At 57.2% G+C, this 12,877-nt stretch carries 14 protein-coding genes; 2 read left to right on the top strand and 12 right to left on the bottom strand.

Annotated features, from left to right (window positions below; all coding sequences use genetic code 11):
• Positions 1-48: 48 nt before the first annotated feature.
• Both tpiA and RTM13_RS18335 read right to left on the bottom strand, forming a co-directional pair.
• Positions 49-816, bottom strand: coding sequence for a triose-phosphate isomerase (gene tpiA, locus RTM13_RS18340; protein ID WP_312213958.1), 768 nt, complete (start codon positions 814-816; stop codon positions 49-51).
• Positions 817-925: 109 nt separating this feature from the next.
• Positions 926-1,513 carry a DUF1454 family protein gene (locus RTM13_RS18335; protein ID WP_312213956.1) on the bottom strand — a complete coding sequence of 196 codons (588 nt, stop codon included), beginning with the start codon at positions 1,511-1,513 and terminating at the stop codon, positions 926-928.
• A 110-nt stretch (positions 1,514-1,623) separates the two neighbouring features.
• On the opposite strand from RTM13_RS18335, the gene RTM13_RS18330 reads away from it, so the two are divergent.
• Positions 1,624-2,043 carry a DUF805 domain-containing protein gene (locus RTM13_RS18330; RefSeq protein WP_312213954.1) on the top strand — a complete coding sequence of 140 codons (420 nt, stop codon included), beginning with the start codon at positions 1,624-1,626 and terminating at the stop codon, positions 2,041-2,043.
• A gap of 16 nt (positions 2,044-2,059) precedes the next feature.
• Here the strand turns inward: RTM13_RS18330 and fpr are convergent, their stop codons facing one another.
• From fpr to RTM13_RS18310, 4 genes are all read right to left on the bottom strand, one after another.
• Positions 2,060-2,806, bottom strand: a complete 747-nt coding sequence (fpr, locus tag RTM13_RS18325; protein ID WP_312213952.1) for a ferredoxin--NADP(+) reductase — start codon at positions 2,804-2,806, stop codon at positions 2,060-2,062.
• A 93-nt stretch (positions 2,807-2,899) separates the two neighbouring features.
• Positions 2,900-3,910: a class II fructose-bisphosphatase gene (gene glpX / locus RTM13_RS18320; protein WP_312213950.1), complete on the bottom strand. Its 1,011-nt coding sequence runs from the start codon at positions 3,908-3,910 to the stop codon at positions 2,900-2,902.
• 107 nt (positions 3,911-4,017) lie between these two features.
• Positions 4,018-5,526 (bottom strand): glycerol kinase GlpK, encoded by a 1,509-nt coding sequence (gene glpK, locus RTM13_RS18315; RefSeq protein WP_312214030.1) that lies wholly within the window; start codon positions 5,524-5,526, stop codon positions 4,018-4,020.
• 20 nt (positions 5,527-5,546) lie between these two features.
• Complete coding sequence (locus RTM13_RS18310; RefSeq protein WP_312213948.1) at positions 5,547-6,395, bottom strand: MIP/aquaporin family protein; 849 nt, start codon at positions 6,393-6,395, stop codon at positions 5,547-5,549.
• 391 nt (positions 6,396-6,786) lie between these two features.
• Between RTM13_RS18310 and zapB the strand changes: the two genes are divergently transcribed.
• Positions 6,787-7,032, top strand: a complete 246-nt coding sequence (zapB, locus tag RTM13_RS18305; protein WP_103821672.1) for a septal ring assembly protein ZapB — start codon at positions 6,787-6,789, stop codon at positions 7,030-7,032.
• Between the two features lie 181 nt (positions 7,033-7,213).
• Here zapB and rraA read toward each other — a convergent pair whose 3' ends face one another.
• The 6 genes from rraA to cytR all read right to left on the bottom strand — a co-directional run bounded on the left by rraA (position 7,214) and on the right by cytR (position 12,825).
• Positions 7,214-7,699 carry a ribonuclease E activity regulator RraA gene (gene rraA, locus RTM13_RS18300; RefSeq protein WP_312213946.1) on the bottom strand — a complete coding sequence of 162 codons (486 nt, stop codon included), beginning with the start codon at positions 7,697-7,699 and terminating at the stop codon, positions 7,214-7,216.
• Between the two features lie 92 nt (positions 7,700-7,791).
• Positions 7,792-8,718 carry a 1,4-dihydroxy-2-naphthoate polyprenyltransferase gene (menA, locus tag RTM13_RS18295; protein WP_312213944.1) on the bottom strand — a complete coding sequence of 309 codons (927 nt, stop codon included), beginning with the start codon at positions 8,716-8,718 and terminating at the stop codon, positions 7,792-7,794.
• A 67-nt stretch (positions 8,719-8,785) separates the two neighbouring features.
• Positions 8,786-10,117, bottom strand: a complete 1,332-nt coding sequence (gene hslU / locus RTM13_RS18290; protein WP_312213942.1) for an HslU--HslV peptidase ATPase subunit — start codon at positions 10,115-10,117, stop codon at positions 8,786-8,788.
• Between the two features lie 9 nt (positions 10,118-10,126).
• Entirely contained in the window at positions 10,127-10,657 is a 531-nt protein-coding gene (gene hslV / locus RTM13_RS18285) for an ATP-dependent protease subunit HslV (protein WP_312213941.1), read from the bottom strand.
• An 89-nt stretch (positions 10,658-10,746) separates the two neighbouring features.
• The gene (gene ftsN / locus RTM13_RS18280) at positions 10,747-11,706 is read right to left on the bottom strand and encodes a cell division protein FtsN (protein WP_312213940.1); all 960 of its coding nucleotides are present in this window, start codon (positions 11,704-11,706) and stop codon (positions 10,747-10,749) included.
• A 93-nt stretch (positions 11,707-11,799) separates the two neighbouring features.
• Positions 11,800-12,825 (bottom strand): DNA-binding transcriptional regulator CytR, encoded by a 1,026-nt coding sequence (gene cytR / locus RTM13_RS18275; protein ID WP_312213939.1) that lies wholly within the window; start codon positions 12,823-12,825, stop codon positions 11,800-11,802.
• Positions 12,826-12,877 lie beyond the last annotated feature (52 nt).

Here is a 12,877-nt window from a genome sequence, read left to right as displayed (position 1 = left end):
TGCAGAACGAGAGTATGACGGGGGAGAAGATCCCCCGTCACTGCAGGATTACGCCTGCTTAGCCGCTTCCGCTGCCTTCACAATCACGGCGAACGCGTCAGCTTTCAGGGAAGCACCGCCAACCAGCGCGCCGTCGATATCCGGCTGGGTGAACAGTTCAGCCGCGTTAGAGGCATTAACCGAGCCACCGTACTGGATGATCACTTGCTCAGCCACTTTCGCGTCAGCTTTTGCAATGTGGTCACGGATAAATTTATGCACCGCCTGCGCCTGCGCCGGGGTCGCTGACTTGCCGGTACCGATGGCCCATACCGGTTCATAGGCGATTACAACGCCTTCGAACGCGGCTGCGCCCTGGGTTTTCAGTACGGCGTCGATCTGGCGTGCGCATACTTCTTCGGTTTTGCCTGCTTCGTTTTCTGCTTCGGTTTCACCGATACACAGAACCGGGATCAGACCCTGCTCTTTCAGCACGGCGAATTTTTTCGCGATCAGCTCGTCAGACTCGGCGTGGTAGGTGCGACGCTCAGAGTGGCCGATAATGATGTACTGCGCGCCAACGTCTTTCAGCATCTCCGCGGATGTTTCACCGGTAAATGCGCCGGAGAGGTTCACGTCAACGTTCTGCGCGCCGAGGATAATGTGGCTGCCCGCTGCGGCCTGTTTCGCCAGATCCAGATACATTGCCGGCGGCGCGATTGCTACGCCGCAGCCGGTGACGCCAGCCAGCTCTTTACGCAGGTTAGCTACCAGCTCGTTTACCATCTGGCGGCTGCCGTTCAGTTTCCAGTTACCCATCACTAAAGGATGTCGCATTTTTATTCTCCACGCTTTGTCAGCGAATCAAGGAATATGGCTGCCGTTTACAGGCAGCATGGTTGTCAAACAGTATAGAGATTCATCCCTGCAAAGGCTTTGCTTTTTATCATTTATTGTTACCTTCAGCACTATCAGATAGCGTCAGCTTAATCGGTTCAACAGCGAAGGTCAGCCCTTTTTCGCCGTTATCTGCTGCAACATAGCGCAGCGCGCCTTCCGTCTCGGCATACCAGGCTTTGCCTTTGCCTCTGTTCAGCAGCTTTTGCACTTTTTGCAGGCTGTTGGCTTTGGATAGCTGGGGTGAAAAGGCGCGTAACACTGCGGCCATATACTCCAGCGCTTTAGCTTTTGACGCCTTCTGCTCGGGTCCCTGAACGGGCAGCCAGGTGATCTGCATCGACTTAATCTTTAGCGTGCCGCGCTCAAGGGCCGTGGAGGCGTAAAGCGACTCGTTGATTTTGCTGGCGGCCCGGGTCAGATTGGCGCGGTCGTTGCGTGATTCAATGGCGCGAAACTCGTTTAGCGCCAGCCCAGGGTTATCGGCGTTAAACTTCTCGCGGAACTGGCTAATGGACTGATCGAAGGTTGGCGCGCCTGCCAGCAGATAGGGGGCCGTGGCAGCAAGGGGAACCTCTACCGCCAGCGCAGGCAGACAAAACATTAGCCATGTCAGTAATACGCTCCATTTTTTCATGATCTCTCCCTCTGTTTAGCTATCCCGATTAAAACGATAACCGTCTGGCTTGTCAAAAGCTGAGCCGAGTAAGGTAAACTACGCAGCACTACGATTATAAGGAACCTTACATGACCATACAGCAGTGGTTATTCTCATTTAAAGGGCGTATTGGACGCCGTGACTTCTGGATTTGGATAGCGCTCTGGGCGTTGTCGATGGTGGCACTCTTTTCGCTGGCGGGAAGCGGGCTGGTGGATCTGCAGCTGGCAGCCTTTGCGCTGGTGAGCCTGCTCTGGCCAACCACCTGCGTAGTGGTAAAACGGCTGCACGATCGCGGTAAATCAGGCTATTGGGCCTTGCTGCTGATCCTGGCGTGGATGCTGCTGGCCGGACGTTGGGATGTGTTAGGTGGCGTCTGGACGTGGGCGGTAGGGCGCTTTATCCCAACGCTGATTCTGGTCATGCTGCTGGTCGACCTCGGCGCGTTTCTTGGCACGCCGGGCGAAAACAAGTTTGGTAAAACGACGCTGGACGTTAAGTTCCGTTAGTTACCAGACCCGTTAATTACCAATAGTGCTCAGCGGTCATATGGCCCGGACGACGGCGCAGGTGTTTAGCCATCTGCCGGGTCTCTTTCAGCAGCTGCTGAGTATCACGTACCATCTGCGGATTCCCGCACAGCATCACATGGCTGTCCTCTGCCCGCATCGTCAGTCCGACGGCACTCTCCAGCTCACCGCTATCAATCAGCGCCGGTACGCGTCCATGCAGCGAACCGGCTACCGTTTCGCGGCTGACTACCGTCTGAATGCGCAGTTTACCCTCGTAGCGTTTTTGCAGCTCCAGCATCAGCGGTAGATAGCTGAGATCCTCGGCATAGCGTGCGGCATGAACCAGCACCAGGTTTTTAAAGCGCTCCAGGTCCTTACCCTCCTGCAGAATTGAGAGGTAGGGGCCGATGGCCGTCCCGGTTGCCAGCATCCACAGCGTTTCGCACTCGGGGATCTCCTCCAGCACAAAGAACCCGGCGGCCTCGCTCACGATCAGCACCTCATCGCCCGGCTTCAACGCCGCAAGGCGTGGGCTAAGCTTGCCGTCCGGCACGGTGACCAGATAAAACTCAAGATTAGGATCGCTGGGAGCGTTAACGTAGGAGTAGGCGCGCTGCACGCGCTCGCCGTCAATCTCCAGGCCCAGCTTGGCAAACTGGCCCGCTTTGAAGGGGTGGATGGGAGCATGAACGGTGAGGCTAAAGAGCGCGTCGGTCCAAAATTCTACCTTCGTAACTTTTCCTGTAATCCAATCCGCCATGATCGTCTCCTGTTCTGTATAGCCTTATCTTCGTCGCTTAAAGCGAACTTTTCCAGCCCAGGCGGGCCGGAAAGCTCGATTGATCAAATGACCTTAGAGAATGTAGCGCTGCACGTCCGCATCTTTGCGATCGAGGTAATGAATCGACTGGATCCGGCGGATAGTACGGGACTTGCCGCGGATCAGCAGGGTTTCGGTGGTGGCCATATTGCCCTTGCGGCTAATGCCGTCGAGCAGATCGCCCTTGGTGATGCCGGTGGCGGAAAAAATCACGTTATCGTTGCGCGCCATGTCATCCAGCTGCAGCACGCTGCCCGCCTCGATCCCCATCTCTTTACAGCGCGCCAGCTCCTGCTCGCCGATGCGGCGATTCTCTTCGCTGTCGCCCTTCACGTGATGGCGTGCCAGCAGGCGACCCTGCATGTCACCGTCCAACGCACGAATGGCGGCGGCGGAGACCACGCCCTCCGGTGCACCGCCGATACCGTAGAGCACGTCCACTTCGCTGTCTGGCATGCAGGTCAGAATCGAGGCCGCCACGTCGCCGTCCGGAATGGCAAACACGCGCACACCGAGCTGCTGCATCTGTTCGGTAACCGCATCGTGGCGCGGCTTCGCCAGGATGGTTACGGTTAGCTCGCTAAGCGGCTTGCCAAGCGCGGCAGCCACGTTACGCAGGTTCTCTTCCAGGGGCAGGTTAAGATTGATAGCGCCCTTTGCGCCAGGGCCGACAATCAGCTTCTCCATATACATATCCGGCGCATTCAGGAAGCTACCCTTGTCGCCCACGGCCAGCACCGCCAGCGCGTTGGCCTGGCCCATCGCTGTCATGCGGGTGCCTTCGATAGGATCGACGGCAATATCTACCGCGTCGCCCTGACCGGTACCGACGCGCTCGCCGATATAGAGCATCGGTGCCTCATCGATCTCACCCTCGCCAATCACGATGGTGCCGTCAATGTTGACCTGATTGAGCACAATGCGCATGGCGTTCACCGCCGCGCCGTCGGCAACGTTTTTATCGCCCCGGCCCAGCCATTTGTAACCGGCCAGCGCAGCCGCTTCCGTCACGCGGGAAAATTCAATAGCAAGCTCTCGTTTCATTGCACACTCGTCGTTAAAGAACGTCATTAAAGAAATTGTGCAAAGTTTAACACAGAGAGGGGGGAGCAACGTCCCCTCGCCAGGCGGAGAGGGGACTAAGGGAGAGATTACTCGTCGTGTTCTTCCCACGCCATGGCGCGTTTCACGGCTTTTTTCCAGCCGCTATAGCGGTAGTTACGCTCGGTAGTTTCGATGCCCGGACGGAACTCACGCTCGATAACCGCTTTCTCCTGAAGTTCGTCGAGGTTCTGCCAGAAACCAACCGCCAGGCCCGCCAGATAGGCTGCGCCCAGGGCCGTGACTTCGCGCACTTCCGGACGCTCAACGCGGGTGCCGAGAATATCCGACTGGAACTGCATCAGGAAGTTGTTGGCTACCGCGCCACCGTCCACGCGCAGGGCGTGCAGACGAATACCGGAGTCGGCCTGCATGGCCTCCAGCACATCGCGGGTCTGATAGGCGATAGATTCCAGCGTCGCGCGGATGATGTGGTTTGAGTTGACGCCACGGGTCAGGCCGAAGATTGCGCCGCGGGCGTAGGGATCCCAGTAGGGCGCACCGAGACCGGTAAAGGCCGGTACCACATACACGCCGTTGGTATCTTTCACCTTGGTGGCAAAGTATTCGGAGTCGAACGAGTCGCTGATCAGCTTCATCTCGTCGCGCAGCCACTGAATGGATGCCCCCGCCATAAATACCGCGCCCTCCAGGGCGTAGTTCACCTCGCCACGCGGGCCGCAGGCGATGGTGGTCAGCAGACCGTGCTCGGAGGCCACCGCTTTCTCGCCGGTGTTCATCAGCATAAAGCAGCCGGTACCGTAGGTATTTTTCGCCATCCCCTGTTTGACGCAGAGCTGGCCGAAGAGCGCCGCCTGCTGGTCACCGGCGATCCCGGCGATAGGAATACGCGTGCCGCCCTTGCCGCCAATGTTGGTCTGGCCGTAGACCTCAGAGGATTTACGCACCTCGGGCAGCATGGCGCGCGGAATATCCAGCACCTCCAGCATCTTCTCATCCCACTCGAGGGTGTGGATGTTAAACAGCATGGTACGGGAGGCGTTGGTGTAGTCGGTAACGTGAACGCGTCCCTGGGTCATCTTCCAGATCAGCCAGCTGTCGACGGTGCCGAACAGCAGCTCGCCGCGCTTAGCGCGCTCACGGGAGCCGTCAACGTGGTCGAGGATCCACTTCACCTTGGTGCCAGAGAAGTAGGGATCGATCACCAGACCCGTGGTAGCACGAATGTAATCTTCAAGGCCGTCGCGCTTCAGGTGCTCACAGATATCGGCGGTACGACGGCACTGCCAGACGATGGCGTTGTGAATGGGTTTGCCGGTCTCTTTATCCCAGATCACCACGGTTTCACGCTGGTTGGTGATGCCGATGGCGGCAATCTGATCGGAGCTAATGTCGGCTTTCGCCAGCACTTCAACCAGCGTTGAGCTTTGGCTGGCCCAGATCTCCATCGGATCGTGCTCGACCCAGCCTGGCTTAGGATAGATTTGTTCGAATTCGCGCTGTGAAACGCTGATGATATTGGCGTCGTGATCCATTACCACGGCGCGAGAGCTGGTCGTACCCTGGTCCAGCGCAACGATATATTTTTTCTCAGTCATCATTTTTTCCCGTAGTCACATTACAGCGACGCTTTGTGTTGTGCGGCAGTGGCAGCTGGCTCTTTCACTTCTTCCTCGCGGATATCACAGGGCAGGTGGCGGCCGATCAGCTTACGATAACCAAATGCGCCGAGCGCTGCACCTGCTACCGGTCCGAACAGCGGCACCAGGAAGTAGGGAATATCTTTGCCGCCGGTAAAGGCGACGTTGCCCCAGCCGGCAAGCCAGGCGAAGGCTTTTGGCCCGATATCACGCGCTGGGTTCATCGCAAAGCCGGTCAGCGGCCCCATAGAGGCACCAATTACCGCAATCAGCAGGCCAATCAGCAGCGGAGCCAGCGGGCCGCGTGGAATACCGTTGCCGTCATCGCCGAGCGCCATGATTACGCCCATCAGGATAGCGGTAATCACCATTTCAACCGCGAAGGCCTGCACAAAATTGATGTGCGGATTGGGATAGGTTGAAAATATCCCGGCGAGATCCAGGCTTTCGACGCTGCCGCGTACCATCTGGTGCGTCTGTTCAAAATCATAAAACAGGTTGTAGTAGAGGCCGTAGACCAGCGCGGCGGCACAAAACGCGCCGGCAAACTGCGAGGCGATAAACGGCGCGACTTTGCGCCCGTCGAAGCAGGCGAACAGCCACAGGGCAATGGTCACCGCCGGGTTGAGATGCGCACCAGAGACCCCGGCGGTCAGGTAGATGGCCATCGCCACGCCCAGACCCCAGATAATACTGATCTCCCACTGGCCGAAGGAGGCACCTGCCACCTTCAGCGCCGCAACACAGCCAACCCCGAAGAAAATCAACAACCCGGTACCGAGGAACTCGGCGATGCACTGGCCTTTTAAGGTCGATGTTTGACTCATAATCGGATCCTAAAGTGTGTGTAATGGTTATTGTTAGCATGGCGAGCAGAGACAACCATGATGTCTGTAGACACAGTGTTAATTTATCGTTAACGAGCAAAAACGAGAAATATCGAACTTAAAATGTGTGTGCTGTGTCAATAAAATGAGCGTTTTCGCGCTATAGAGCACATATTTTTTCCAGTGGATAATTTGAGGCTGAATCATTTCATTAACGAATCGATTAACAAATCATACGCTGCAGAAGGGTGTAAACCAGGCGAAGGATGAAAAGTGTTGCAAACCGCAAACTACGTGCCCTGGCGCTGGACAGGGGCGGCGGGGCTTCATACAATCGGGGCTATGTTGTGCGCGTTTATATTAAAGCGTCGCCTTGCAATTCAGGAGAGGTATGACCATGTCATTAGAAGTGTTTGAGAAACTGGAAGCAAAAGTACAGCAGGCGATTGACACCATCACGTTACTGCAGATGGAAATCGAAGAGCTGAAAGAGAAAAACAACGGCCTGTCGCAGGAAGTGCAGAATGCGCACCACCACCGCGAAGAGCTGGAGCGTGAAAATCATCAGCTGCGCGAACAGCAGAACGGCTGGCAGGATCGCTTACAAGCACTGCTCGGTCGCATGGAAGAAGTCTAATTACGCTTTATCTTTCGTGCCGTAGCGGTGTTGGCTGCACTCTGCCACCCCAGTCACGTAGTTTACTACGCTCCTGGGGATGCCTTCGTTTGCCGCCTTGCTACAACACGAAATCTTTCGCGTAATCAGCAGTGTTAAGCGGTAAGTAGGCCGGGTAAGCGAAGCGCCACCCGGCTTTTTATTACTCGATGTCGAGCGGATCTTCGGAGAGGATAATGCCGGTGTTATCGGCATAGAGGTGGTCGCCGGAGAAGAAGGTGACGCCGCCAAAGTTAACGCGGATATCGCTTTCCCCAATGCCTTCCCCTGCTGCCCCCACCGGGATCGCGGCAATTGCCTGGATACCGATGTCCAGCTCTTCAAGATCGTCCACCTGACGCACCGCGCCGTAAACCACAATGCCTTCCCATTCGTTCTGGGCGGCAAGGCGTGCCAGTTCAGCATCGATCAGTGCGCGACGAACGGAACCGCCGCCGTCAATCAGCAGAACGCGACCACGGCCATTCTGTTCGAGCAGATCGTAAAGCAACCCGTTATCCTCGAAACATTTCACCGTAATGATTTGTCCGCCAAACGACGACCGCCCACCAAAGTTGGAGAACAGCGGTTCCACGACGTTGACATCTTCCTGGTAGATGTCACAAAGCTCGGAAGTATCGTATTTCATAGGATTTACGTTTAGTTGCTGCGAGAACTCACAGTATATCGCGCATAATGCATTGTTGGCAAAATCATCAATTGTTAATTGATATTTGTCAGCTAAAGCAGCGTCTTGCTGAGCACAATCCCGACCACAAACAGCAGGTTAGTCAGCAGCGCACCTTTGACAGTGCGTTCGAGCATCGGCGGCATCGCGGCAGGGTCTTGCTCCCGCAGCACATAGCGTGCCTGGCGCACCAGCAACGGCGCAGCCAGAATGAACAGCCAGCCCCACGGGCTGTGCAGGTAGAGCAGGTTAAACAGTCCCAGGCAGAGTAGTGCGCCGAGCAGCAGACAGGCGTGATAGCGGCGAGCATTCACAGGCCCCAGACGCACCACCAGCGTGTTTTTACCGTTGGCGCGATCGCTGTCGATATCCCGCAGGTTGTTGACGTTGAGCACCGCCGTCGCCAGCAGACCGCAGGCGGTGGCCGGTAAGAACATCGCCGGGATCAGAGTATGCGCCTGTAAGTAGCCGCTGCCCATCACGCTGAGCCAGCCAAAAAAGAGCAGCACCGAGATATCCCCAAGGCCGAGATAGCCATACGGGCGGCGGCCAATGGTGTAGGTGATGGCGGCGACGATCGACAGCCCGCCCAGCACCAGGAAGCCGATAAAATCCGCTACCGTCTGATACGCAACCAGCACCAGCGCCAGACCAGAGAGGCAGCTGAGCGCGACGGTAACCATCAGGGCGCGTTTCATCTGCCTCTGGCTGATCGCCCCTTTCTGCATTCCCCGCAGCGGCCCGATACGATCGGGCTTGTCGCTGCCTTTGACCGCGTCACCGTAGTCGTTAGCCAGATTAGAGAGGATCTGCAGGAGTCCGGCGGTAACGAGCGCCAGCACGGCCACCCGCAGGTCAAAGTGGCCTTGCCACCAGGCGAGGGCGGTGCCGACCACAATCGCGGCAAACGCAAGGGGAAGGGTCTTCGGACGCAGGCTTTCCAGCCAGGCCTGGGTACGCGTCAGGGTATGTTCAGTCATAGGATTCTGCCAATAAAAATGGGGCTATATAGCCCCATCAACAGTAATGAAAACGTGCTGAGCGCGATTATAGAATAAAACGGCTCAGGTCTTCATCTGCTACCAGCTCATCCAGGTGCTTGCTCACATAAGCGGCATCGATTGTCACCGATTCGCCGTTCAGATCGCTGGCGTCATAGGAGATATCCTCCATCAGACGCTCCAGAACGGTGTGCAGACGACGGGCACCGATGTTTTCAGTGGTCTCGTTTACCTGCCATGCGGCCTGAGCAATGCGTTTGATACCGTCATCGGTAAAGTCGATGTTGACGCCTTCGGTAGCCATCAGCGCCTTGTACTGCACGGTCACGGAGGCGTTTGGCTCAGTCAGGATGCGCTCAAAGTCCTCGGTGGTCAGCGCCTGCAGCTCAACGCGGATCGGCAGACGGCCCTGCAGCTCAGGGATCAGATCCGACGGCTTCGCCACCTGGAACGCACCGGAAGCGATAAACAGGATGTGGTCGGTTTTCACCATACCGTGCTTGGTGGATACGGTGCAGCCCTCAACCAGCGGCAGCAGGTCGCGCTGTACGCCTTCACGGGAAACGTCCGGACCGGAGGATTCGCCGCGCTTACAGATTTTATCGATCTCATCGATAAACACGATCCCGTGCTGTTCAACGGCGTCGATAGCGTCCTGCTTCAGCTCTTCCGGATTCACCAGCTTGGCCGCTTCCTCTTCAATCAGCAGCTTCATGGCGTCTTTGATCTTCAGCTTACGCGGCTTCTGCTTCTGGCCGCCCAGGTTCTGGAACATCGACTGCAGCTGGCTGGTCATCTCTTCCATACCCGGAGGTGCCATGATCTCGACGCCCATCGGCGCAGCGGCGAGGTTAATCTCTACCTCTTTGTCATCCAGCTGGCCTTCACGCAGTTTCTTGCGGAACGCCTGGCGGGCAGCAGATGGCTCCTGAGACTGTTCAGACTGGCCCCAGTTATCCTTCGCCGGCGGGATTAGCACGTCGAGAATACGCTCTTCCGCCATCTCTTCCGCCCGGTAGCGGTTCTTCTCGATCGACTGCATACGCACCATTTTCACGGCGGCATCGGTCAGATCGCGGATAATCGAGTCAACTTCTTTACCAACGTAGCCGACTTCGGTGAACTTGGTCGCTTCTACCTTGATGAAAGGCGCGTTGGCCAGCTTGGCGAGACGGCGGGCAATTTCAGTTTTACCGACGCCGGTTGGGCCGATCATCAGAATGTTTTTCGGTGTGACTTCGTGGCGCAGCTCTTCGTCGAGCTGCATACGACGCCAGCGGTTACGCAGGGCAATGGCGACAGAGCGCTTGGCATTGTCCTGACCGATAATGTGTTTGTTCAGTTCGCTGACGATTTCGCGTGGGGTCATTTCAGACATGGGAGATCCTTACGCTTTAGAGTTTAATTCTTCGATGGTGTGGTTGTGGTTGGTATAAATGCAGATATCACCTGCAATATCCAACGCCTTCACCGCAATGTCGCGCGCGTTCATGTCGGTGTTTTCTAACAGTGCGCGTGCGGCGGCCTGGGCATAAGGGCCGCCGGAGCCGATAGCAATCAGATCGTTTTCTGGCTGCACGACGTCACCGTTACCGGTGATGATCAGCGAGGCGTTTTCATCCGCTACTGCCAGCAGCGCTTCGAGCCTGCGCAGCATGCGATCGGTACGCCAGTCTTTTGCCAGCTCAACGGCGGCTTTCACCAGGTGGCCCTGGTGCATCTCCAGCTTGCGCTCAAACAGTTCAAACAGCGTGAAGGCGTCTGCGGTACCGCCTGCAAAACCCGCGATAACTTTATCGTTGTACAGACGGCGTACTTTTTTCACGTTGCCTTTCATTACGGTATTGCCCAGCGTGGCCTGGCCATCACCGGCAATCACTACCTGACCGTTACGGCGAACACTTACAATTGTTGTCACGAGCAGACCCCTTTGTTGCAATCAGATGAGTCGCCCCGCACGGTGTACGGGGCAGAATGCAATTATAGATGGGGGGGATTTTGGGGGTTTCAACCCCCGGAGGCGAGACGAATGCAGTTTGCGTGGCCGGCCAGCTTCAGGCGATTGATGGTGCCATCGACGTTATCTTTGCCTTTGACCGGACCAATCACCACGCGATTCCAGCCATTGTTGGTGGTGATCCGCGAGTCAAAGCCTTCAAACGCCAGCTGGGCACGAACGGTCTCCGCCTGCTCTGCGCCTTTAAACGAACCGCACTGCACCATCCAGCGACGCTCATCTTTCTTCTCAGCGGCAGGCTTCGCCGCTTCCGGCTCGCGCGTGACCGGCGCAGCCTGCTGCGTTTTCGGTGCGGCAGCGGCGGTATGCGCCGGGGTTTGCAGCAGATCCTGATACGGCTGGTTGTTTGCTGCGGGTTTCTGCTGCTGCGTCTGGCGCGGTGCCTGCGCGCTCTGCACCGTGCGGGTCTGCGGCTGCTCTGTCAGACGCGGCTGGGTTTGCTGCTGCTGAGTTTGCTGCTGTTGGAGCTGCTGCACCTGGCGCTGGCGTTGCAGAGTCTGCTGGCGCTGGGCCGGCGTCTGCTCGTTCCAGGGCACCTCGTTGAGCTGGGTCGGCTGCTGGCGCATATCGGCCTGCATCTGCTCTAACAGCTGACGCTGCTCGTTAGTCAGCTGATCCGGGTTCATCACCTCGCCGCCCGCAGAGGGTTCGGTTGGCGCACGCACGCCTGGCTGACGGCTTTCCAGCTCTTTGATATAGCGCCAGCGCTCTTCCGGCTTCGGCGGTAGGCCGTTGCCCGGGACCTTCTGGCTTTGCAGGGTCTCGGACTCCTCTTTTTTATGATGGGTAATAAAGTACAGGCCACCGAGAAAGGCGACCAGCACAGCGGCTGCAATCGCCACCATAGCAGGCGAGACAACAGGCGTATTACGTTGCTTCTTCCTTGAGGTGCTCGTTTTTCGCCGCGAAGGAGCCGACTGGCTGCGGCGTACATAATCTCGTTGTGCCACTATCGTTTCGCTGTATTCATTCGTTTATTGGTCCGTCATGTTACTTAAGCGACGGGACTTTGACCAGACACGGAAGTCTGAAAGCCGACGCAGTTACGTAAGCGCCTGTGTCGACCCTCGGACGATTAATTCGCACTCCAGCAGGCGCGATCCGCTGCTCACTGTCTGGCCATGTAGCTGATCCAGAAGCAATAGCATCGCCTCGCGGCCAATCTCAAAGCGCGGCTGGGCGACCGTCGTCAACGGCGGATCACAGAATTGAGAGAGCGAAATATTATCGAAACCAATGATAGACAGATCCTGAGGAATTTTCAGACCCTGCCGTTTCGCGCAGGAGAGCGCACCGAGCGCCATCACATCGCTGTGGCAGAATACCGCCGTAGGCGGCTTCGGCAGCGCCAGCAGCTGCTCCATGGCGCTGCTTCCCGCCTCATAGGTGAAGTTGCCCCGGGCGATATAGTGCGGATCGACGGTAATACCGGAGCGGCGCAGCGCCTGGACGTAACCCTGCAGACGGTAGTGACACAGCGGCATCTCCTCCGGCCCGGCGATGCAGCCAATCCGCTGATGCCCCTGCTCCAGCAGGTAGTTAACGGCGTTAAATGATGCCGTCAGGTTATCAATATGAACCGTAGGCAGCTCCAGCTCCGGCGCGAACTCATTGGCCATCACCATCGGCGGCAGGTTACGCTGCTCCTCAATACTGGCGTCGAACGGCAGACGCGACCCGAGCAGCAGCATACCGTCAATCTGCTTGGTGATGATCAGATCGATGAACGTCTTCTCCTGCTGATTCTGATGGGCGCAGTCGCCAATCAGAACCAGATAACCCTGCTCGGCCGCCGTCACTTCAATACCGCGAATGATTTCGCTGAAAAAGGGATCGCAGATGTCCGGCACGATGACCAGCAGCGTGCGCGACTCGTTGCGCTTAATGTTGCGCCCCATCGCCTGTGGCAAATAGCCTACCTCCAGCGCCGCCTGCTCAACGCGGTTACGGGTCGCCTGGGAGACTTTATCCGGGTTCATCAACGCCCGGGACACGGTTGCCGTTGAAACCTTCGCTTTCTGGGCAACATCTTTCATGGTCGCCGCAGCAACCTCTTTCTTAACCTTCACCTTTTCTCCTCGCATGCCTGGCATAAGCGCAGGCGCATCCCTTATGTGCGAC

It is taken from the genome of Pseudescherichia sp. (assembly GCF_031979925.1).
Lineage (GTDB): Bacteria > Pseudomonadota > Gammaproteobacteria > Enterobacterales > Enterobacteriaceae > Pseudescherichia.
The sequence above is the reverse complement of the archived record's forward strand: the minus strand, read 5'-3'. Positions and strand labels throughout refer to the sequence as shown.